The organism is Glaesserella sp. (assembly GCF_041817755.1).
Lineage (GTDB): Bacteria > Pseudomonadota > Gammaproteobacteria > Enterobacterales > Pasteurellaceae > Glaesserella.
Window position 1 is genome coordinate 18,346 of record NZ_JBGYBX010000061.1, and the last position, 21,960, is coordinate 40,305.

Genomic DNA, 21,960 nt, shown 5'->3' on the forward strand with positions numbered 1-21,960 from the left:
GCTTTTGTGCTACTATTCGTTCCTCTTTTATATTTCAGATGTCAATCCGCTATGGCAACAAAATCAAAATACCAAGATAAGCAACTGGACGCATTGTTAAACGATCTCATCGTTACTCTTGAAAAACATAAAGCGCCCGTCGATTTATCCTTAATGGCGCTCGGTAATATGGTAAGCAATATTTTAATCACCAACGTACACAGTCCCCAACAGCGGGAGGCTCTTGCCGATACCTTTGGTTCCGCCTTAAAAAACTCGTTAAAATCCGATAAATAGTATGCTAGAGAACATTCGCCGCTTGTTACCCGACAACTCTCGCCAATATCGAGAAGAAACCTCCCAACGCATTTCGTGGGGGCACTGGTTTGCGTTGTTTAATATTGTGGTGGCGTTACTGATCTCTTCACGTTATGCCTTCAACGCCGACTGGCCGAATACGCTGTTCGGTAAACTTTACTTTTTTATCAGTTTATTCGGGCATTTCAGTTTTGTCGTCTTTGCGCTCTATTTGCTGATTCTGTTCCCGCTGAGTTTTATCATTAAAAACCACCGTGCTTTTCGCGGAATTTCGGTCATTATTGCGACCTTCGGCATGACCGTGTTGTTAGTCGATACCGAAGTTTTTAAACGGTTTTACTTGCATTTGTCTCCGCTAGTTTGGGATCTGCTGGTTAACCCTGACGAAGGAGAATTAGCGCGGCAATGGCAGTTACTGTTTGTGCCGATGCCGATCATTTTATTGGTTGAAATGCTTTACTCCCGTTGGTGTTGGAATAAATTGCGCAGCTTCAACCGACAAAAATGGAGCAAGTACGTTGCATTGTTTTTCCTTATCTGCTTTACCGCCACCCATTTGTTATATGCGTGGGCGGATATGTCCCTCTACCGCCCGATTACGGCACAGCGGGCAAACTATCCACTGGCTTATCCGATGACCGCCCGTACCTTCTTAGAAAAACACGGATTGGTTGATCGTTCGGTATTAGAACAACAAATCGAAGAAAGCGGACGGCTAGACACGTTTTATCTCAATTACCCGAAAAAACCGTTGCAATACACCGCAGCGCCGAATAAGGTTAACTTGCTGTTCATTAATATTTCGGGTTTAACCAATGATGTCATTACACCGGACAAGATGCCGAATTTAACGCAAATCGGCTTAAATTCACGTCGGTTTATTCATCATTACTCCGGTGGAAATTCCGCTGCCGCCGGTATTGTCAGTCTTTTCTATGGGTTGAGCGGACGTTATGTGGATGCCATTTTAAATGAAAAAGAGCCGTCCGTATTGATTTCAACTCTGCAGCACTTTGATTACCAGTTCGGCTTATATTCCCATAACGGTTTCAATGAACCGATTTATTATCGGGCGCTTTTTGCCGGCTTCAAACTGCCTAAAGCGAAGAATAACCTTGAGGCGATTGAACAGTGGAAAACATGGTTAAATAGTCGAACGGAACAGCCTCTCTTCAGTTACTTGGATTTAGCACTTCCTTCGACAGACCATGATCAATTGGCACAACTTGATTTGCAACTGGCGGATATTTGGCTGCAATTGGAACAACAAGGGCTGACAAAAAGTACGCTGATTATTCTTACCGCCGATATCGCTGACAAACATATCGAAACAGCGAACGGTTTTACCCCTCAGCGTATCGAGGTACCGTTGTTAATGTACTGGCAAGGCGATAAAGGGAGCTATAACCGACTGTCCAGCCATTTGGATATGGTTCCGACACTGCTTAATCAGTTTTTTGGGGTTTCGTCTCCGATTAGTGATTATGCGCAAGGTATTGATCTGACTAAAGCGAATGAGCGTAAATGGTTATTGGCTTCCGATTATAAATGGAATGTCGCCGTTACTGCGGATAATGAACAGTTTCATATCGACCGCAAAGGAGATTTTGAATATTACGATGCTCAAGGTGAGCAACAACGTAATAACCGCCCGCCTCTCGCCCTCTTTTTGCAGCTGATTCAGCAAAGTAACCAATTTATCGAGAAATAAAAAAAGCCCCTAAATTAGGGGCTACTCGGAAAGCAAATTTATGAATTCGGTTGCTGGACACAACACTTGTTCTTAATGTGGGTATAGATTACGTCAAGTTATTCAGTTTTTCAAATGTTTTTGCAAAAAATTTACTAATTTTTTGCAAACTTGTGATCTGCCTCACATTTTGAATTACAAACGTCGCGCCTGCCAGAATGTTTTCGTCCAGTACGGTGAATTCATATCTGAATAAATTACGCCGCCTTTGGTTGATGCATGAAGAAACTGACCGTTTTTGACGTAAACACCGACATGTTTACCGTTTGGTCCCCGACCTGTTTTAAAGAACACCAAATCTCCCGTTTGAATGTCGCTTTTTGAAATTTTGGTGCCTTCCAACGCTTGTTCACTCGTTGTTCGCGGTAAATCAATACCGAATAAATCACGGAAGGTAATTTGCATAAAGCCGGAACAATCTACGCCACTACGACTCGTTCCGCCTAAACGATAACGTGTACCTTGCCATTCTCGCTGATGTTCGCTCAAACTGCTGATGACAAAAATAGGGTCTGAAATACTGCCTCTATTCGTTTTATAGATTTTATTCGCATTTTTGGCTTTTTGCGTTGTCGTGTCACTGCCGCTACATGCGGTAAGTACAACGGCAGACATTAAAACCGCACAAAAAGATGCGGTTCGTTTACTGAAAATCTTAAACATGTGAATTCCTCTAAAAAAGAAACATTCTGTCACCGATTAGTGACAGAATGCTTGTTTATTAGCCCTTTACCTTTGCATTTTCAACGCGTTCCCGCAATTTTTGCCCCGGTTTAAAGACAACCACTCTTCGGGCTGAAACGGCAACATCTTCCCCTGTTTTAGGGTTTCTGCCCGGACGGGCTTTTTTATCCCGAACGGAAAAATTACCAAAGCCCGATAACTTCACTTCTTCACCCTTTTCAAGTGACAAGCGAATTTCTTCAAAAAATTGTTCGACAAATTGCTTCGCAACACGTTTATCCAAACCGCATCGTTCAACGAGGTTTTCTGCTATTTCAATTTTGGTAAGTGCCATAACTCTTCCTTAATCTAATCTCTTAGATAAGCATTAAAACGCTGTGCAAGCGCTCCTAACACTGCTTGAATCACTACATTGATTTCATCTTCTTCAAGTGTCTTTTCAGTATCTTGAACAGTAAGACTAATCGCCAGACTCTTCTTACCGGATGCTAAATTCGCACCTTGATAAACATCAAATAAGTTAACGCCGACTAATTTCGAACCGCCCGCTTTGCGACATTCATTAATCACATCGCCGGCAGCCACATCCGTGTCAACCACTACCGCAATATCACGCTTATTGGCAGGGAAGCGGGAAATGTCTTTCGCATCCGGCACATCCCTTTCCGCCACGGCGGATGCCAATAGCTCAAATGCGACCGGTTTACCGGATAAGCCCAATTTTTGCACAATTCTCGGATGAATTGTACCAATAAAACCTATTTCTTTTCCGTCTAAGACAATTGCCGCAGATTGTCCGGGATGTAATGCCGAAAATGGTTTTGCGACAAACTGTAAATCATTTTTCGCACCGGTTAAAGAGAATATACGCTCCAAATCCCCTTTAAGATCAAAAAAGTCGACGTTTTCCGCTTTATGTTCCCAATGAACCGGACGTTTATCCCCCGCGATCACTGCACCGAAAACCATTTCCTGACGAATACCGTTTTCTGCCTGAGCATCCGGAATAAAACGCAAACCGGTTTCAAAAATACGCACACGATGTTGCTGACGATTTTGGTTATACGCTACGGTTTGTAATAAACCGGTAAGTAATGACACCCGCATTGCCGACATTTCACTGGAAATCGGATTCGGCAACATTAACGCTTCTTGTTCCGGATGTAACAACGTTTGAATTTTCGGATCCACGAAGCTATAGGTAATGACTTCCTGATAGTCGCTATCCACTAAAGCTGTTCTGACGCGAATGGCTTCCAGTATTTTTTCCGGAATACTGCGCATTTGCAAATGCGCTAACGGCGCATTATTCGGAATACTGTTGTAACCATAAATTCGAGCCACCTCTTCTATCAGATCTTCTTCGATCTCAATATCAAAACGCCAACTCGGTGATTGCACATGCCAAACATCATCGGCATAGTTTACTTTAAAGCCTAAGCGGTTGAAGATATCCGTTACCGTCTCGGTGTCAATATAGTGTCCTAATAATCTGTCTAATTTTTTACGACGTAACGTAACGATATTGGATTTCGGCACAAACAGCTGGTTTGTCGCTTCCACGATTTCTCCCGCTTCACCGCCGCAAATACTCAGTAATAACGAAGTTGCACGCTCCATCGCCTTGTGAGCCAGTTTCGGATCAACACCGCGTTCAAACCGGTGTGACGCATCGGTGTGTAAACCGTATTGTCTTGCACGACCGGTAATAGCTAACGGTGCAAAAAATGCCGCCTCTAAAATAACATCTTTAGTTTCGGTACTGACGCCGCTCGCCTGCCCCCCGAAAATCCCCGCCATAGCAAGCGGTCCGTTTTGGTCCGCAATCAACAAAGTATTCGGTTGTAATTTTGCCGTTGTTCCGTCTAACAGAACCAACTCTTCCCCTTCTTTTGCCATGCGAACCTGAACAGGTTGAGCGACTTTTGCCATATCAAACGCATGCATCGGTTGCCCCAATTCCAACAAAACGAAATTTGTAATATCGACAACCGGATCAATGGAACGAAGACCGCAACGACGTAACTTTTCTTGTAACCATAATGGGGACGTCGCATTTACGTTGACACCTTTTACTACTCGTAATAAATAGCGCGGGCAGGCTTGAGGAGCTTGTAAATCGATTACGACTTTATCCGCAATCGTTGCTTGAACCGGTTCAATCACAAGCTCGTTAAGCGCTTGTCTGTTAATGACACTCACTTCACGGGCAATGCCGGCAATACTCAAACAATCCGCACGGTTCGGTGTCAAACTGATTTCAATGGCATGATCGTTTAATTGTAAATATTCGCGTAAATCCGTACCGACAAGTGCATCGCTCGGTAATTCAATGATGCCGGAATGATCGTCTTTTATACCTAATTCGGAAAATGAGCACAGCATCCCTTCCGACGGCCGACCGCGTAATTTGGTCTTCTTAATCTTGAAATCACCCGGTAAAACGGCACCTTCCGTTGCACAGGCGACTTTTAAGCCCTGACGGCAATTCGGGGCGCCACAGACTATGTCCAATAAACGCTCACCGCCGACATTCACTTTCGTTACGCGTAATTTATCCGCATCCGGATGTTGAGCGCATTCAACCACTTCGCCGACAACAACGCCGGTAAATTCTCCGGCAACCGCGTCACAGGCATCCACTTCCAAACCTAACATGGTAATTTGGTCACATAATTGTTCGGTGGTAATCGCCGGATTAACCCACTCGCGTAACCAAGATTCACTGAATTTCATAATCTCTCTGATCCTATAATCACTTTATCTCTTCGATGCCGATATGAGCGCCGAATCAAGATAAAATTTGCAAAATTTTAATAAAATCTAACCGCTTGTCATTGATCCGAATGCCACATTCGTCTCTATAAAAACAATTATTTAAATTGTTTTAAAAAGCGTAAATCGTTCTCGAAGAATGCACGTAAATCAGTGACGTTATAACGTAGCATCGTTAAACGTTCGACGCCCATTCCAACGGCAAAACCGGTATATTCATCCGGATTGATGCCGACTTTACGCAACACATTCGGATGCACCATGCCGCAACCTAACACTTCCAACCATTTGCCGTTTTTGCCCATGACGTCCACTTCCGCCGACGGTTCCGTAAACGGGAAGTAAGACGGACGGAAACGCACCTGTAAGTCTTCTTCAAAGAATGCACGCAGGAAATCGTGGAGTAAGCCTTTTAGTTCGGTAAAATTGGCTTTTTTGTCGACATATAGCAATTCGATTTGGTGGAACATCGGGGTATGCGTTTGATCGTAATCGTTACGGTATACGCGGCCCGGTGCCATAATACGAATCGGCGGACACATTTTTTCCATAGTACGAATTTGTACGCCCGATGTTTGAGTACGAAGCAAACGTTCCGCATCGAACCAAAACGTATCATGATCGGCTCTGGCCGGGTGATGCGGAGGAATATTCAATGCATCGAAATTATAGTAATCGGTTTCGATTTCCGGTCCTTTTTCAACGGTGAATCCTAATTCCGCAAAAAATTTAACGACACGCTCAATGGTAATCGAAACCGGATGTAACCCGCCAAGCTCGGTTTTTCTTCCCGGCAACGTGACATCGATTTTTTCTTTTTCCAATTGTGCGTTGATGGCTGCTTGTTCCCATGCTTCTTTTTTTGCATTCAAGCTATCAAGAATAAACTGCTTCGCTTCATTGATTTTGGCACCGACCACCGGACGCTCTTCGGCGGCGACATCCCGTAAGCTTTGCATTAATTGGGTGAAATGTCCTTTTTTGCCAAAATATTCGACGCGAAATGCGTCCAATGCCTCAAGCCCTTTATCGTGTAACTCATCTAACGCAAGACGCGCTTGTTCAGTAATTTCTTTTAGGTTTTGCATTCCTATCCTCTAAAATTGCAATTAATTTTAAAAATCTGTTTACCGTTTAATAGGCATAATGGCTTGAATAATAATACTTCTGCGCGATATTGTAAATTTAAAGATAAACATCCGACCAACTAACCGGTTGATTTCTATAATATGACCATTAGGTTCTTACGTTTATTGACTATAGATTTTCAACAATTTGCAAAAAAATTAGCACATCAGACCGCTTGTTGAACATTAATCCGTGATCTTCACGAAAACATACGGTAAAATCCGCCCGGTTTGCAATTCGCAAACTAAAAATCGTATAACTTTAATGGAGATAAACCTATGGCAATGAATAATATTTTAGGATTATTCGCACATTCGCCACTGAAACCACTACAAAAGCATTCTAAAAAAGTGAATGAATGTTGTGGATTGTTAGTACCATTTTTTGAAGCGACCTTCCAAAGCCGCTGGGAAGATGCTGAAGAGATTCGCCGTCAAATTATTGACTTAGAACGCCGAGCAGATACGCTAAAACGCGAAATTCGTTTAAAACTTCCCCGTGGACTTTTTATGCCGGTTGAGCGTACCGATTTACTTGAACTCGTTACTCAATTGGATAAATTAGCGAATTATGCTAAAGATATTTCAGGACGTGTAGTCAGCCGCCATTTGGTTATTCCTGAAGTTTTACAGCCTGCGTTTCTTCATTTCCTTTCCCGCAGTCTTGATGCGACCCGCCAAGCCGATAAAGTCATTGATGAAATGGACGAATTGCTTGAAACCGGTTTCCGTGGTCGGGAACTCAATTTCGTCAATAACATGATTCTTGAATTGGATACCATCGAAGATGATACTGACCAACTTCAAATCGTGTTACGTAAAACGTTACTCGGTATTGAATCGGATCTTAACCCGATTGATATCATGTTCCTTTACAAAATTATTGAATGGATCGGGGTGCTTGCGGATCAAGCGCAACGTGTCGGTTCGCGTATTGAGTTAATGTTAGCTCGTTCATAAATTTCAACATAGGTAAAAAAACTATGGAACTAATTCACGAATATGGCACATTACTTGTCATCATTACTGCCGTCTTTGGCTTTTTTATGGCGTTCGGTATCGGAGCAAACGACGTATCGAATGCCATGGGAACCTCTGTAGGTTCAGGTACCATTACGGCTAAACAAGCGATTTTAGTGGCGATGGTTTTTGAATTCGCCGGAGCTTATTTAGCCGGCGGTGAAGTCACCGAAACAATTAAAAGCGGGATTATTGATATCCATCAATTCTCCGGCAGACCGGATACGTTGGTATTAGGCATGATGGCCGCCCTTTTTGCCGCCGGCTCTTGGCTGTTACTTGCATCCAAAATGGGATGGCCCGTATCCACCACTCACTCCATCATCGGTGCCATCATTGGTTTTGCGTTGGTAACGGTAGGTTCCGAAGCGGTTCATTGGGGGGATTTGTCCGGTATCGTCGGGAGTTGGTTCGTAACACCGGTAGTATCGGGTATTATTGCCTATGCGATCTTTACCAGTACTCAAAAATTGATTTTCGATACGGATAATCCAATGAAAAATGCACAAAAATACGGTCCGTTCTATATGGGGTTGACGACGTTTATTTTGAGCATTGTAACCATGACGAAAGGTTTGAAACACGTCGGTTTACATTTAACTACCAGTGAAACCTTATTGATTTCAAGCGCCATTTCCGTTACTTCGATCATCACTTGTTTTTTCTACTTCCGTAGCCAATCTTTTGCAAACCGTGTACAAGGCGGTACGTTCGGCGGAGTAGAAAAAGTATTCAGTATCTTAATGCTATTAACCGCTTGCTCTATGGCATTCGCTCACGGTTCTAACGATGTTGCTAATGCGATAGGTCCGTTATCAGCGGTAGTTTCCATTGTCGAAAACGGTGGTGTTATTCAAGCAAAATCAACGCTTGCACCGTGGATTTTACCGTTAGGTGCAACCGGTATCGTAGTCGGTTTGGCCGTCATGGGCTATAAAGTCATGGGAACCATCGGTACAGGAATTACCGACTTGACACCAAGTCGCGGTTTCTCCGCCGAATTTGCAACGGCAATGACCGTTGTTGTGGCCTCCGGTACGGGTTTACCGATTTCAACCACACAAACGTTGGTCGGTGCGGTACTCGGGGTCGGGTTTGCACGCGGTATTGCCGCACTGAATTTGACGGTAATCCGTAATATTGTCGCCTCCTGGGTAATCACACTACCGGCAGGCGCTATTTTTGCAATTATTATTTACTATATTCTAAGTGCAACTTTCTACTGATTTTTTATAACATGAAGAGAAGTACGTCGTTGTACTTCTCTTTTCTTTTTTAATAATAAGGATAACCTCTTATGTCAAAACGAATTTCTGCTTTGCTTGCTTGTTTATTACTTGGCTCCTCACTTCATGCGATTGCCGAAACACAATACGTCACAGAAAACCTGAATACTTATTTAAGAAAAGGTCCGGGTGATCAATACAAAATTTCGGGATCAATTCAAGCCGGTGAGAAAGTGACGTTAATCGACAAGAAAGAACGCTATGCATTAATTCGTGACGGCAAAAATCGAGAGGCATGGATTCTCAATTCGGAATTAACTTCTACACCAAGTTCGAAAGAACTTACACCTCAATTGCAGCAGCAAGTCCAAGAACTTTCGCTTAAACTAAATACGATAGACAAAGATTGGCAACAACGTACCGCCGAAATGCAACGTCGCACACAATTGGCGGAACAACAAAGCAACCAATTACTTGAACAAAATGCCCAATTAAAACGCGAATTGGATATTTTGAAAAATAAAAACCGCGATCTTGAGACGCTACAAGATGCGGAATCTCGTGAAATCATGATTCAGTACTTTATTTACGGCGGTTCGGTATTAGGCGTAGGCTTATTACTGGGACTGCTGATTCCGGTTCTTCTTCCCCGCCGTAAACGTAATAATGGTTGGGCATAACCCTAAAACTGAAGCCTCGAATGTTCGAGGCTTCGTTATCACTATGAGCATGAAATCGAATCAATTGCAAGTAAATGGTTAGAGAACCCGTCTTGCGATTCGCACCGCCATGTTGCCCAAAGTTTGGTATTGTTCGGGGCATTATCCAATTCAATTGCTAACCAGTTACGGGTAGCCATGACATAGCGATTGGCGTTCGGAAACAACATCATCTCTGCAAACAGGTTCACATCCAATGCTTGTTTTTTCTTCGCTACCGTATTCAAGACATTTAAAAACAGTCGCTCCATAATGGAAACAAGTGAAGGATGGACAATTGCCGTAGAAGTCAGTTGATGAATTTGTGCCCAATTCTCTTTTGGTGCAACATCCTGCTTATATAAAACTCCCCACGCCGCCACATGCACATCACCTGAAACAAACGTCACTTTAACCTTTTTCTCTTTGGCTAAGCGCAATAATGTTTCCGCCAACCGTTTCCGCTCACCTTCATGGTTATCATGTGCCCAATGATCTTTCAAATCATCCGCACTGCTGTCCAAAACATGATCCGAACCCAAATTATCCAGAAAGGCTTCTGCAAGAGACAATTTAGGGTGGACGACCGGTACGGAAGAAATAAACAATAAATGGCGACAACTGCCGTTATCCTGAATTTGACCGAACCATCTGTGTAACGCACTCCACGTGTTCGGTCCGAGAACTTGATTGACGGATCTTTCCGTTCTCAAATCCGGCACGACAATTTGCAACGGTCCGATTTGATACGCAAAAGAGAAACTGGCTTGACCGTCAAATAACGGCAGTGCCAAATTATCATGTTTAAGCTGATTTGACCATGTAATAGGTTCAAAAAGCGGATCATCGCTACGGATATACGGGTTGTTCTGTCTCGTTAACTCAGGCAAATCTTCGATACATTGCTGCATTTGGAACACCCAAAATGCTCTGCGGGCATGATAAAACAGTCGCTGAAACATCGGGCTTTGTTGCATTTCTTTAGAATAAGACCCCCAACCGTCAAAAATATCATGATCATCCCACATCATAATTGTCGGAATATTCGCCATGCCGTACGCCGAATCCAGCGTTTTGGTTTTGGCTCCCCATGGATTACGGTCTTTTGACAACCAACTTTCACAATAATGATGAATATAGTAGCTTTCGATTTCCTTATCTAATTTTTCGGGAACGCGATATTTCAGCTGATCTTGCCGAGACATACCAATCCATTTTTTCATCAATTTAATATCTTCCCACATGGAATCCAAATAAAGTTGATCGCCCCCCATGATAAGCAAATGAAAACGTTGAATGCCTTTATCGTGAATACGCGATTCGTGCCATAATTGCTCTTTGTCTAATTGATAATTGGTCGGTCTTAACCGTTTATCATGGTTAGAAAGTAAATCCGTCCACACCGAATTTTTTGCTTTAATTAATTTGCGCAATCCGTTCGGATCGGATAACCCGTTACAAGATACATAGGTTACACGCGGAGCCGTATTTTTCGCGGGAATCGTAAAATGCCATGTTTCGCCCACTCCGACAACGGTATAAGGTACACAAACTTCTTGTTCCTGTTGAGGATAACTTAAATCATAGCGAAAATAAGTCCGCCCGCCGTGTTCCAATAATATACGGGGCGGAGGTGTCGGCTTGCCGTCAAGCAATATTTGAGGCACCGATGCTCTGCTGTCGACGGCAATGAGCGCCGATACTTTCCACTCGTCTTCAGTACAACCGCGAAATGACAAAACCGGTCCGAAAAATAATTTAGTCATAGAACCTCCAAGTCAGAAATGAAAGGATAACGAAGAACAATCTCATTATTCGGAAATCAATTGCATAAGGTATTGATAAAAATCAAGATTCAATATGGTTCTCAATAAATGGCAAACTGATATGACCTCAATGAATCGGCCATAAAAAAAAGCTTCATGATCCCATCATGAAGCTTTTGCAAATTTTTAGTCGGAACTGACCGCTTGTAATTCAAACTGTAACGTCCATTTTCCGTTATTTAAACACTCAGACTGTAAAAGCCGTGCACCGATTTTCTCACACAATAACGCAAAATCATTCAAACTGACATCGTGGCGTACAATTACGCTCAACCGCTCTCCCGGCATCAAGGAATGCAGTGCACGCTTTGTCATTAATACCGGCAACGGGCAACGGTAATCGGACAAATCAAGTTGATATTCCATTATGCTTTACGGCGATCCGCCATAATTTGCCCGATTGAGTTGAGTTCTTCTTGACTTAGATGCTCTCGCCCTAATTCAAAAAGCGGTTCTTCAATCGCAATATGTTGATCATAACCTGCCACAAAACGTTGGATTAGCTCTCGGTCAATTTGTTGAATTTCGCCATTGAGTAAGGCGACTAATTGGGTGGAGAGTTCGTCCCAATTTCGATGTAATTCAATATGTTGTGCCTCGAGTAAATCTACGTCCGTTTGGGCTTCTGGGCGTTGTTTAATCAATGCAGGGAAGAAATCTTTCTCTTCGTCATCGTGGTGTAAAGGGGCAGATTGATTGAAGTAATTTAAGATCTGCTGCACATCATTTTTGACCGCTTGATTTACCCCGTTTTTCGCTAAGTAATCCGGCAACAGTTGTAACTGACGGCAGAAACTTTTGACTTTTCCGTGGCAAGCATAAAGCATTTCAATCGGTTCGTCCCAAGTGACGAACTTTTGAGGTTCTAAATTAAGCATTTTCACCTTCTTTGGCTAATTGTAACGGCGGTACTTCCTTGCCGATGCGTTGATAAAATTCGACAACAAAATCATCAAAGCGATCTTCGTCAATCGCTTGGCGGATTTCTGCCATTAAACGTTGGTAATAACGTAAATTGTGAATGGTGTTCAATCTTGCCCCTAAAATTTCACCGCATTTATCAAGGTGATATAGATAGGCTTTGGTGTAGTTTTTACAGGTATAGCAATCACACTCAGGATCAAGCGGTGAGATGTCGTTGCGATATTTCGCATTGCGGATTTTGACAATACCGCTGGTGACGAATAAATGTCCGTTGCGTGCGTTGCGGGTTGGCATTACACAGTCGAACATATCGATCCCACGGCGAACGCCTTCCACCAGATCTTCAGGTTTACCAACGCCCATTAAGTAGCGAGGTTTATCGGCTGGGATTTGCGGACAAACATATTCTAAAATGCGGTGCATATCTTCTTTCGGTTCGCCAACGGCTAAACCGCCCACCGCATAGCCGTCAAAGCCGATTTCAACCAGTTTTTCCACGGAAACTTTACGCAATTCTTCATAAACGCCCCCTTGAATAATGCCAAATAAAGCATTTGGGTTTTGCAGTTCGTCAAAGCGATCACGACTGCGTTTCGCCCAACGTAGCGACATTTCCATAGATTGTTTTGCATAATCAAAGGTCGCTGGGTATGGGGTACATTCATCGAAAATCATCACGATATCCGAGCCGAGATCGTATTGGATTTCCATTGATTTTTCAGGGGATAAAAAGACTTTTTCGCCACTGATTGGATTTTGGAAATAAACGCCTTCTTCTTTGATTTTGCGTAATTTGCCTAAGCTAAAAACTTGGAAACCGCCCGAGTCCGTAAGAATTGGACCGTGCCATTGCATAAAATCGTGTAAATCGCCGTGCTGACGCATAATCTCTTGCCCTGGACGTAACCATAGGTGGAAAGTGTTACCAAGCAGAATTTGCGCGCCTGTTTGCGCCACTTCTTCAGGGGTCATACCTTTAACCGTGCCGTAAGTCCCGACAGGCATAAATGCAGGGGTTTCAACGTGATACTCGCCCTTAGGACGAGAAAACGTTAAGCGACCACGACGAGCGTTGCTGTTTGTTTTTTTAAGTTCGTATTTCATTAAATCCTCGAATAAACAGTTCAAGTATATCAATAAGACAGTATTTTAACCGATACTCACAGTAGAAAGCGAATGTCTATGCGAATAGCCTCATCCACTGAATATTACCAAAAAAATAGAGTTATCAAATTAAATCTAAGGAGATCGATGGAGGCGCGTCCCGGAGTCGAACCGAGCTACATGGATTTGCAATCCAGTGCATAACCGCTTTGCTAACGCGCCATAAGGGGAAAAAATGGAGCGGGAAACGAGGCTCGAACTCGCGACCCCGACCTTGGCAAGGTCGTGCTCTACCAACTGAGCTATTCCCGCATTTGAGTTGTGTTAAAACGGAGTGCATTTTACGAATTTTCATTTCAGTGTCAAATTTTATTTATCGAATTCATGTTGACTGATGAAAAAAAGGGCATAACGTTGATTTTTTAATAAATCTATTGCATCAAATCATAAAAGAAGTTAACTTATTGAGAATAACTCTTATTTACCACTTATTAAGGAGCGACTATGCGTATTACATCCCTTGCTTTAGCTGTTTCAACACTACTTTTTACAACATCTGCGTATTCCGCAGATTTTTCTCAAGAAGTCCAAAGTTACAAAGTATTCGTTACCGGTCAAATGGATCACTTAGTGTCTGATACTGAAAAATTCGTCGGCTATTTGAAAACCGGTGATGTGCAAAAAGCGAAGCAAATCTATCCGCTTGCGCGTATGTACTTTGAGCGTTCAGAGCCGATTGCAGAGAGTTTTGGCGATTTAGACCCGCGTATTGATGCTCGTCTTGCGGATTTAAGTGAAGAAGGGAAAACCGAGAAAGATTGGTCGGGTTTCCATAAAATTGAGAAAGTACTTTGGGAGCAAAATACGACGAAAGGCACAGAAACGACCGCTGATCAGTTGATCAAAGATGTGAAAGAACTGCGTGCGAAAATTCCAACGGCGGAAGTAACCCCTGATTTAATGATTACCGGTGCGGTGGATTTGTTAAATGAAGTGTCCACCACAAAAGTAACGGGCGAAGAAGAGATTTTCTCAAAAACCGACCTTTACGATTTCAAAGCCAACATCGAAGGGGCGGAAAAAATTTATGAGATCTTTAAGGCAAAATTAGAGCAAAAAGATGCGAAATTGGCAAAAGAGATTGCCGATCGCTTCCAAGATGTGAATGTGTTATTGGCGAAACATAATAAGTCAAAAGATGGTTATAACTATGTGCCTTATAACACCTTAACAGACAAAGATATTAAAGCACTGGCAGAAGCCGTGAATAAATTAGGCGAGCCTTTAGCTCAAATGGGTATTCTTCTTGGTAAATAGGGATAAGTTATGAGCGGAACAAATTCTACTGCTCGTCGTGACTTCCTTAAACAAGCTGCGGTATTGGGTGCCGGCGTGATGGCTGGCACCGCTTTTGCCTTGGAGCCGAGAGCAACGCCTAAAATTAAAAATATCTATTCATTTTACGGAACACATCAACAGGGCATTGCCACGCCTGCCCAAAAACAGATTTATTTTATGGTGTTAGATCTGCATTCCACCGATCTCAATAAAATCAAAGAGATGTTTAAAATGTGGACGGATTATAGTGCGAAATTAACGCAGGGGCTGAATGTGAAAAGCTACCCTGACAATGCCTATATTCCGCCAACCGATACGGGCGAAGCGGACAGTTTAAATCCGTACAATCTCACGCTAACCTTTGGTGTCACTGCCTCTTTCTTTGATAAGCTGGGTATCGCACAGTTCAAGCCAAAACAGCTTAAAGATCTACCGCACTTTCCACGTGATCAGCTCAAAGAGCATTACACCGGCGGCGATATCTGTATCCAAGCCTGTGCCGACGATCCGCAGGTGGCATTCCACGCCGTGCGTAACTTGGTGCGTGCCGCTCGTACGAACATTACAATGCGTTGGAGCCAAGCGGGTTTCAACTCTTTTGAGGGAGGCGATACACCACGCAACCTGTTCGGTTTTAAAGACGGCACGGGTAATCCGCAAGGCACAGCCCTTGATGAAACCGTTTGGTATCAGGACGATAACTGGTTGAAAAACGGTACATTTTTAGTGGCTCGCCGTATTCAGATGCACTTGGAAACTTGGGATCGCACAAATCTCAACGGGCAAGAAGAAACCTTTGGTCGTCATCGGGATAGCGGTGCGCCGATTGGTCAGAAACAAGAGTTTGATACGGTTAATCTTGAGCAGAAAGATGAAAAAGGCAATCCGGTTATTCCTGAAATTTCCCATTTGCATTTGGCGAAAAAGACAGGGTTACAGATGTTAAGACGTTCCTTCTCTTATGCCAGCGGTGTTGATCCGAAAACAGGGCAGTTTGATGCAGGTTTGTTGTTTATCTCGTTCCAAAAAGATCCGCAACAATTTATCACCATTCAAAACAGCCTTGGCAATATCGACAAGATGAACGAATACATTACCCATATCGGTAGCGGATTATTTGCGTGCTTTGCCGGCGTCAAAAACGAACATGATTATTTGGGAAAAGCACTGTTTGATCAAATTTAACTCTTCAGTATAAACGCTCGGGCAATACCGGGCGTTTATGTCGACAATATAAACAAGCGGTACGTTTGGCATTATTTTTTGCAAATTTTCTGTATTGCGATACAGAAATCACACAATATTTTATCTCATAATTTTTACGTATTTTACGCTCAAACGATAATTTACATAACTTACTTTCAAATACATTTTGATAAAAACTTTTAATTAAAAATAATTTATCAGTATAATTTTCAGTGGTACAACCTGTTGATTTTTAAAGGGCTCATTTTATATTTTCATAATTGTGATCTATATCAAATTTTAAGATTGTTTTGTAAAGCTTTTTTTGATACATTCCATGCAATCGTTTTCATCTGCCATATCTATATTTGCTGTTTGGCCAAGGAGAGCAATATGAAGAAATCCTTAACCCCACCTCGCTATAAAAAAACTGAAACTGATGCTGAATTTATCAAACAGCTTTCTTTAAGCTATTGTCGAGACCCTTTTTCCTATTTAGGCATTCACAGTGACGATAAAGAAGGGGTGGTCATTCGCGCCTACTTGCCCGAAGCTCTTCAAGCAAATGTGATCGATGTGAAAGGTAAGCCGCTTTCAGCAATGGAAAAAATTGATGATGCCGGCATTTTCGTCGCCAAACTTTCGAATCACTCTACTGATTTAGCTTATCGCTTTGTTGTGAAATATGCCCATACCGAAATTGATATTGAAGATCCTTATCGCTTCCAATCACATATCAGTGATCTCGATAATTGGTTGCTTGCCGAAGGTTCACATGTCCGCCCTTATGAAAAACTCGGTGCACATCTTGTTACGCAAAACAACGTCGGGGGCATCCATTTTAGCCTTTGGGCGCCGAATGCAAGACGTGTTTCCGTGGTAGGTGATTTCAATTTTTGGGACGGACGTCGCCATCCAATGCGCTTCCATCCGAGCAGCGGTATTTGGGATATTTTTATTCCGAATGCACCAAAAGGCACGTTGTATAAATTTGAGATACTGGATAAAAATGGGCAAATTCGTTTGAAATCTGACCCTTATGCTTTCTCGGCACAATTCCGCCCTGATACAGCTTCCGTGGCTTCAGGCTTACCGCCGATTGTCGAAAGAAACCAAGAACGCAACAGAGCAAACGATCCCGATCGTCCGATTTCCGTTTATGAAGTTCATTTAGGCTCTTGGCGCCGTAATTTAGAAAATAATTATTGGCTGAATTACGAAGAAATTGCGAACGAGCTTATTCCTTACGTCAAAGAGATGGGATTTACCCACATTGAATTATTACCGATCTCCGAATTCCCGTTTGATGGTTCTTGGGGATATCAACCGACCGGGATTTATGCTCCGACCAGCCGTTTTGGTACGCCAGAAGGGTTACGCCATTTGATTAGCAAAGCACATGGTGCGGGAATCAATGTAATCTTGGACTGGGTAGTCGGTCACTTCCCGACGGACGATCACGGACTGGCCTCATTCGATGGTACACATCTTTATGAACATGCTGATCCGAAAGAAGGCTATCATCAAGACTGGAACACCTTAATTTTCAATTACGGTCGCAATGAAGTGCGTAACTATCTGACCGGTAATGCGCTTTATTGGATCGAACGCTTCGGTATCGATGCGTTACGTGTAGATGCGGTTGCATCGATGATTTATCGTGATTATTCCCGTAAAGACGGTGAGTGGATTCCGAACCGCTACGGCGGTCGTGAAAACTTAGAAGCGTTGGATTTCTTACGTGGCACAAATGTAATGCTCAAAAAAGAAGCAGAAGGAAGTGCGACTATTGCCGAAGAATCCACATCCTTCCCGGGCATTACCCATTCTGCCGAATTTAGCGGTTTGGGTTTTGACTATAAATGGAATATGGGGTGGATGAATGACACGCTTCGTTATATGCAAAAAGAACCGATTCACCGTAAATATCATCACGATTTAATGACTTTCGGCATGATTTATCAGTACAGTGAAAAATTTATGCTTCCGCTTTCCCATGATGAAGTAGTACATGGTAAAGGCTCGCTTCTCGGTAAAATGCCGGGAGACTGTTGGCAGCAATTTGCAAACCTACGCGCCTATTATGGGTATATGTGGGGTTATCCGGGTAAAAAATTACTCTTTATGGGGAATGAATTCGCCCAAGGCCGTGAGTGGAATTACCAAGAAAGTTTAGATTGGTTCTTACTTGGTGATGAGAACGGAGGATGGCATAAAGGTGTATTAAATTGGGTACGAGACTTAAACCGTCTTTATACTTCAACGGAAGCACTTTATGAGCTTGATTACTCTCCTGAAGGGTTTGAATGGCTTGTAGTCGATGATTCCGAGCAGTCCGTATTTGCATTTGAACGTAAAGCAAAAAACGGAAAAAGCATTATTGTTATTAGTAACTTTACCCCTGTTCCTCGTCACCATTATCAAATTGGTGTCAATAGCATGGGGAAATATAAAGAAGTACTTAACTCCGATTCTGCTTATTATATGGGTAGTAATGTGGGAAATTTCGGTGAAATTCTTTGTGAAGAAATTCCAAAAAACAATAAACCGTATTCAATCAGTTTAACACTACCGCCACTTGCTACATTATTTATTATTAAAGAATAACAACTATAAATTTAAAGGTTTATTATGGAATACCTTGCTGGTAGACCGTTTCCGTTAGGTAGCCGTGTTTCGGTGATTAACGGGAAATCTGGCGTTAATTTTGCGCTTTTTTCTCGCAGAGCCAGATCGGTTGAACTATCAATTTTTACCGACCATGGTGAAACTCGCTTTCCCATGGTTAAAACAGATGAAATTTGGCACATTTTCCTTGTGGGATTAACTGCCGGAGCCGTTTATGGTTTTCGTGTAGACGGCGAAGTCAATGAAGAATTGGGGGATCTTTTTAATCCTCAAAAATTATTGGTTGATCCCTATGCTAATGCCTTAGTCGGTTCGCCTGATTTAAGCAGTGATGAAGCGGATAAGTGGTTTCATTGGAACGACCCAAGAGATAACGCCCATTTAGCGCCGAAATCGATTGTTGTAGATCGTGCCGCTTTTGACTGGGAAGGTGATTATAAGCCTTTTACCTCATGGGCTGAAACAATTATTTATGAAACCCATGTTAAAGGATTTAGTAAAATAAATCCCAAAGTACCAAAAGAGATTGCCGGTACGTTTGCCGGTATGGCTCATCCTGAGTCTATTGCTCACCTAAAACGATTAGGTATTACTGCGGTTGAGTTATTGCCGATTACTTATCATATTGATGAGCCGCATTTACAGAAAATCGGTTTGTGCAATTACTGGGGATATAACGTACTAGGAAATTTTGCCGTAGATCCTAAACTGGCCTATAACAAAGATGATCCGTTAAACGAATTTAAGCATTTAGTCAAAACGCTTCATAAAGAAGGTATTGAAGTTATTATGGATGTGGTATTCAACCATACGGCAGAAGGTGGAAAAGACGGTCCTATGCTTTCCCAGCGGGGAATCGACAATGAAGCTTACTACTGGTTAACAGATAATAGCGAATACCTCAATTGGACCGGATGTGGTAATACATTAAACGTATCTTCCGATGTCGCTGTACTACGTTGGGTTATCGATTGTCTATGCTATTGGGTAAAAGAATGTCATGTTGACGGTTTCCGTTTTGATTTAGGTGCTGTATTGGGCAGAACACCTACATTTTCTGAACATTCCGCATTTTTCACGGCAATTTACAGTAATTCGACTTTATCGCATGTAAAAATGATTGCTGAGCCTTGGGATGTTGGTTGGGGCGGTTATCAATTAGGCTCCTTTCCAAAACCGTTTGCAGAATGGAACGATCGTTATCGTGATGATATACGTCGCTTCTTCTTAAAAGAGAGTGGTAATTTAGCGGCATTTGCCCGTCGCTTTGCTGCAAGTGATGATATTTTCGCCCGAAACCGCCTGCCATCAAACGGTATAAATTTTATTACGGCACATGACGGTTTCACGTTACAAGATCTTGTGAGTTATAACGAAAAACATAACTGGGCAAATGGTGAAAATAATCGTGACGGTCATAGTGATAATATTAGCAATAACTATGGTATAGAAGGCGAAACAAGCAATTCTACAATTTTGGCAAAACGAGATGCTACACGCCGAGCACTATTAGCAACGCTACTTTTGTCCGGCGGTACCCCAATGCTACTTTCCGGGGATGAATTAGGTAATAGCCAACAAGGTAACAATAACTGCTACTGCCAAGATAATGAGATGACATGGTTAGATTGGATAAATGCAGACCAAGATCTTATTGACTATACCGCTAAACTTATTTCGATAAGAAAACAAATCCCACTGCTTTCCCAATATGATAAATGGTGGGCTGGTAATTCCGTTCAGTGGTTACGCACTGACGGTCAACATATTCAATTTAATGATTGGCATGACCATTCGATTAAAGCCATCCAAATATTGTTAGAAAATAAATGGCTGATACTAGTCAATGCCAAGCAGACAGCACAACGGTTCTTATTACCTAAAGGAAATTGGCAAATACTTTTAGGTACGGAAAAAGCGACTCTGATGACTGATACGCTTGCAGTTACCCTCAAAAATATTGAGGTATGCGTACTTCAAAGGAATTAAGTTTAATTATTCAATTTGGAGATAACAATATGTTGAAACAGGAAGCTTCTACTAGTAGACGCAATTTGACCGAGCAAACCTTAGTACTTATCCTTGCAGGCGGGCGGGGATCTCGTTTGTATGAACTTACGGATAAACGTGCAAAACCGGCTGTTTATTTCGGTGGTAGTCGTCGTATTATTGACTTTGCTTTATCAAATTGTATTAACTCTAACCTACTTAAAGTTGGAGTAATTACACAATATGCAGCACATTCACTTCTCCGTCATTTACAACGCGGTTGGTCGTTCTTACCTTATGAACGTAACCAATATATTGATATGCTTCCTGCCCGTCAGCAAATTGATGAACACACTTGGTACCGCGGTACAGCCGATGCGGTATACCAAAATATGGCGATGATGAAATCCCACTATCGTCCTAAATATGTTGTTATCCTTGCCGGCGACCACATCTACAAAATGAACTATAACAGAATGTTAGAAGATCACGTAGATTCCGGCGCAAAATGTACTGTCGGTTGTATTGAAGTACCGCGTGAACAAGCAACCGAATTCGGTGTTATGGCCGTGAACGAAAAATTGAAAGTCAAAGCATTCGTCGAAAAACCGTCTGATCCGCCTACCATGCCGGACAAACCGGAATCATCCCTTGCATCAATGGGAATCTATGTATTTGATGCCGATTATCTCTATGAGATGTTGGAAAGTGAAGTCAGCAACCCGGACACCTCACATGATTTCGGGAAAGATATTATTCCGAAAGCCGTTGAACAAGGTGTAATTTATGCGCACCCGTTTGAACGCTCTTGTGAAGGTCGTAACACAACAGGTACTATTTACTGGCGTGATGTAGGTACGATTGATAGCTACTGGGCGGCACATATGGATCTTGTCAGTGAACAACCGCAATTAGATTTATATGATGAGTCTTGGCCTATCCACGGCCGTCCGCAACAAACCGCCCCTGCTCGTTTCTTCTATAAAAAGTCTCGGGCAAGAACCTTGGATAACTCATTAATTGCCGGCGGTTGCGTAATTACCGATGCTGAAATCAGTAACTCCGTTTTATTTAACCGCGTACACGTTGATGAAGAAAGTGTCATTGAGGAATCCGTGATACTTCCTCAAGTTACCATCGGTAAAAATTGTATTATTAAACGTGCTGTTGTCGACCGCCATTGTACTATTCCTGACGGATTACAAATCGGTGTCAATCCGGAAGAAGACGCTAAACGGTTCCGAATCAGCAAAGGCGGTATTGTTTTAGTATGTCAAAAAATGCTTGACGCACTTAAATAATATAACGGCTTAATTTCATAATATCAGCTCCCCCTTCTCAATAGACGGAGGGAGCTATATTTTCCTGATGATTGTTAAACTGGTTAAT

The 21,960-nt window shown here is 42.5% G+C and carries 18 protein-coding genes and 2 tRNA genes; 10 read left to right on the forward strand and 10 right to left on the reverse strand.

All coding sequences use genetic code 11. The annotated features are described in order from the left end of the window. Positions 1-51 precede the first annotated feature (51 nt). Together ACEYKX_RS09765 and ACEYKX_RS09770 are read left to right on the forward strand one after the other, a co-directional pair. A complete protein-coding gene (locus tag ACEYKX_RS09765) occupies positions 52-276 on the forward strand; it encodes a YejL family protein (RefSeq protein ID WP_373766505.1) in 225 nt (74 codons plus the stop codon). 1 nt (position 277) lies between these two features. After that, positions 278-2,008 (forward strand): DUF3413 domain-containing protein, encoded by a 1,731-nt coding sequence (locus tag ACEYKX_RS09770; RefSeq protein WP_373766504.1) that lies wholly within the window; start codon positions 278-280, stop codon positions 2,006-2,008. A gap of 174 nt (positions 2,009-2,182) precedes the next feature. Here the strand turns inward: ACEYKX_RS09770 and ACEYKX_RS09775 are convergent, their stop codons facing one another. The 4 genes from ACEYKX_RS09775 to pheS all read right to left on the reverse strand — a co-directional run bounded on the left by ACEYKX_RS09775 (position 2,183) and on the right by pheS (position 6,594). Continuing rightward, a complete protein-coding gene (locus ACEYKX_RS09775; RefSeq protein ID WP_373766503.1) occupies positions 2,183-2,710 on the reverse strand; it encodes a C40 family peptidase in 528 nt (175 codons plus the stop codon). 58 nt (positions 2,711-2,768) lie between these two features. Further along, a complete protein-coding gene (locus ACEYKX_RS09780) occupies positions 2,769-3,065 on the reverse strand; it encodes an integration host factor subunit alpha (protein ID WP_373766502.1) in 297 nt (98 codons plus the stop codon). Positions 3,066-3,079: 14 nt separating this feature from the next. Next, on the reverse strand, positions 3,080-5,467 hold the full coding sequence (gene pheT / locus ACEYKX_RS09785; RefSeq protein WP_373766501.1) for a phenylalanine--tRNA ligase subunit beta: 2,388 nt from the start codon (positions 5,465-5,467) through the stop codon (positions 3,080-3,082). A 137-nt stretch (positions 5,468-5,604) separates the two neighbouring features. Then, the gene (gene pheS, locus ACEYKX_RS09790; RefSeq protein ID WP_373766500.1) at positions 5,605-6,594 is read right to left on the reverse strand and encodes a phenylalanine--tRNA ligase subunit alpha; all 990 of its coding nucleotides are present in this window, start codon (positions 6,592-6,594) and stop codon (positions 5,605-5,607) included. Positions 6,595-6,912: 318 nt separating this feature from the next. Here pheS and ACEYKX_RS09795 point away from each other — a divergent pair, with 318 nt between their 5' ends. The 3 genes from ACEYKX_RS09795 to ACEYKX_RS09805 all read left to right on the forward strand — a co-directional run bounded on the left by ACEYKX_RS09795 (position 6,913) and on the right by ACEYKX_RS09805 (position 9,559). Beyond that, entirely contained in the window at positions 6,913-7,593 is a 681-nt protein-coding gene (locus ACEYKX_RS09795) for a TIGR00153 family protein (RefSeq protein WP_373766499.1), read from the forward strand. A gap of 23 nt (positions 7,594-7,616) precedes the next feature. Beyond that, positions 7,617-8,879: an inorganic phosphate transporter gene (locus ACEYKX_RS09800; protein WP_373766498.1), complete on the forward strand. Its 1,263-nt coding sequence runs from the start codon at positions 7,617-7,619 to the stop codon at positions 8,877-8,879. Positions 8,880-8,950: 71 nt separating this feature from the next. After that, entirely contained in the window at positions 8,951-9,559 is a 609-nt protein-coding gene (locus ACEYKX_RS09805; protein WP_373766497.1) for a TIGR04211 family SH3 domain-containing protein, read from the forward strand. 41 nt (positions 9,560-9,600) lie between these two features. Here ACEYKX_RS09805 and ACEYKX_RS09810 read toward each other — a convergent pair whose 3' ends face one another. The 6 genes from ACEYKX_RS09810 to ACEYKX_RS09835 form a co-directional block, all read right to left on the reverse strand. Next, a complete protein-coding gene (locus ACEYKX_RS09810) occupies positions 9,601-11,343 on the reverse strand; it encodes a hypothetical protein (protein WP_373766496.1) in 1,743 nt (580 codons plus the stop codon). Positions 11,344-11,529: 186 nt separating this feature from the next. Continuing rightward, on the reverse strand, positions 11,530-11,769 hold the full coding sequence (locus ACEYKX_RS09815; RefSeq protein ID WP_373766495.1) for a sulfurtransferase TusA family protein: 240 nt from the start codon (positions 11,767-11,769) through the stop codon (positions 11,530-11,532). After that, positions 11,769-12,281, reverse strand: a complete 513-nt coding sequence (locus ACEYKX_RS09820) for a hemerythrin domain-containing protein (protein WP_373766494.1) — start codon at positions 12,279-12,281, stop codon at positions 11,769-11,771. The genes ACEYKX_RS09815 and ACEYKX_RS09820 overlap by 1 nt, the downstream gene beginning before the upstream one ends. Next, the gene (tgt, locus tag ACEYKX_RS09825) at positions 12,274-13,431 is read right to left on the reverse strand and encodes a tRNA guanosine(34) transglycosylase Tgt (protein WP_373766493.1); all 1,158 of its coding nucleotides are present in this window, start codon (positions 13,429-13,431) and stop codon (positions 12,274-12,276) included. Before tgt ends, ACEYKX_RS09820 begins: the two co-directional genes overlap by 8 nt. A 148-nt stretch (positions 13,432-13,579) precedes the next feature. Next, positions 13,580-13,653: transfer RNA gene (locus tag ACEYKX_RS09830), tRNA-Cys, on the reverse strand. A 14-nt stretch (positions 13,654-13,667) separates the two neighbouring features. Then, positions 13,668-13,743 (reverse strand) — tRNA-Gly (locus ACEYKX_RS09835). A gap of 192 nt (positions 13,744-13,935) precedes the next feature. Between ACEYKX_RS09835 and efeO the strand changes: the two genes are divergently transcribed. The 5 genes from efeO to glgC all read left to right on the forward strand — a co-directional run bounded on the left by efeO (position 13,936) and on the right by glgC (position 21,872). Beyond that, the gene (efeO, locus tag ACEYKX_RS09840) at positions 13,936-14,748 is read left to right on the forward strand and encodes an iron uptake system protein EfeO (protein ID WP_373766492.1); all 813 of its coding nucleotides are present in this window, start codon (positions 13,936-13,938) and stop codon (positions 14,746-14,748) included. A 9-nt stretch (positions 14,749-14,757) separates the two neighbouring features. Then, the gene (gene efeB / locus ACEYKX_RS09845) at positions 14,758-15,954 is read left to right on the forward strand and encodes an iron uptake transporter deferrochelatase/peroxidase subunit (RefSeq protein ID WP_373766491.1); all 1,197 of its coding nucleotides are present in this window, start codon (positions 14,758-14,760) and stop codon (positions 15,952-15,954) included. Positions 15,955-16,347: 393 nt separating this feature from the next. Next, on the forward strand, positions 16,348-18,561 hold the full coding sequence (glgB, locus tag ACEYKX_RS09850) for a 1,4-alpha-glucan branching protein GlgB (RefSeq protein WP_373766490.1): 2,214 nt from the start codon (positions 16,348-16,350) through the stop codon (positions 18,559-18,561). 24 nt (positions 18,562-18,585) lie between these two features. Continuing rightward, positions 18,586-20,571 (forward strand): glycogen debranching protein GlgX, encoded by a 1,986-nt coding sequence (gene glgX, locus ACEYKX_RS09855; RefSeq protein ID WP_373766489.1) that lies wholly within the window; start codon positions 18,586-18,588, stop codon positions 20,569-20,571. Positions 20,572-20,600: 29 nt separating this feature from the next. Continuing rightward, positions 20,601-21,872: a glucose-1-phosphate adenylyltransferase gene (gene glgC, locus ACEYKX_RS09860; protein WP_373766488.1), complete on the forward strand. Its 1,272-nt coding sequence runs from the start codon at positions 20,601-20,603 to the stop codon at positions 21,870-21,872. The last annotated feature ends 88 nt before the right edge of the window (positions 21,873-21,960 follow it).

Excerpts from the sequence above, each read along its gene's own strand:
- ACEYKX_RS09765 (WP_373766505.1), top strand. The coding sequence starts at position 52 with ATGGCAACAAAATCAAAATACCAAGATAAGCAACTGGACGCATTGTTA.
- ACEYKX_RS09795 (WP_373766499.1), top strand. The coding sequence starts at position 6,913 with ATGGCAATGAATAATATTTTAGGATTATTCGCACATTCGCCACTGAAA.
- ACEYKX_RS09775 (WP_373766503.1), bottom strand. The coding sequence starts at position 2,710 with ATGTTTAAGATTTTCAGTAAACGAACCGCATCTTTTTGTGCGGTTTTA.
- glgB (WP_373766490.1), top strand. The coding sequence starts at position 16,348 with ATGAAGAAATCCTTAACCCCACCTCGCTATAAAAAAACTGAAACTGAT.
- efeO (WP_373766492.1), top strand. The coding sequence starts at position 13,936 with ATGCGTATTACATCCCTTGCTTTAGCTGTTTCAACACTACTTTTTACA.
- ACEYKX_RS09810 (WP_373766496.1), bottom strand. The coding sequence starts at position 11,343 with ATGACTAAATTATTTTTCGGACCGGTTTTGTCATTTCGCGGTTGTACT.
- glgC (WP_373766488.1), top strand. The coding sequence starts at position 20,601 with ATGTTGAAACAGGAAGCTTCTACTAGTAGACGCAATTTGACCGAGCAA.
- glgX (WP_373766489.1), top strand. The coding sequence starts at position 18,586 with ATGGAATACCTTGCTGGTAGACCGTTTCCGTTAGGTAGCCGTGTTTCG.
- ACEYKX_RS09780 (WP_373766502.1), bottom strand. The coding sequence starts at position 3,065 with ATGGCACTTACCAAAATTGAAATAGCAGAAAACCTCGTTGAACGATGC.
- ACEYKX_RS09815 (WP_373766495.1), bottom strand. The coding sequence starts at position 11,769 with ATGGAATATCAACTTGATTTGTCCGATTACCGTTGCCCGTTGCCGGTA.
- efeB (WP_373766491.1), top strand. The coding sequence starts at position 14,758 with ATGAGCGGAACAAATTCTACTGCTCGTCGTGACTTCCTTAAACAAGCT.
- ACEYKX_RS09770 (WP_373766504.1), top strand. The coding sequence starts at position 278 with ATGCTAGAGAACATTCGCCGCTTGTTACCCGACAACTCTCGCCAATAT.
- pheT (WP_373766501.1), bottom strand. The coding sequence starts at position 5,467 with ATGAAATTCAGTGAATCTTGGTTACGCGAGTGGGTTAATCCGGCGATT.
- ACEYKX_RS09820 (WP_373766494.1), bottom strand. The coding sequence starts at position 12,281 with ATGCTTAATTTAGAACCTCAAAAGTTCGTCACTTGGGACGAACCGATT.
- tgt (WP_373766493.1), bottom strand. The coding sequence starts at position 13,431 with ATGAAATACGAACTTAAAAAAACAAACAGCAACGCTCGTCGTGGTCGC.
- pheS (WP_373766500.1), bottom strand. The coding sequence starts at position 6,594 with ATGCAAAACCTAAAAGAAATTACTGAACAAGCGCGTCTTGCGTTAGAT.
- ACEYKX_RS09805 (WP_373766497.1), top strand. The coding sequence starts at position 8,951 with ATGTCAAAACGAATTTCTGCTTTGCTTGCTTGTTTATTACTTGGCTCC.
- ACEYKX_RS09800 (WP_373766498.1), top strand. The coding sequence starts at position 7,617 with ATGGAACTAATTCACGAATATGGCACATTACTTGTCATCATTACTGCC.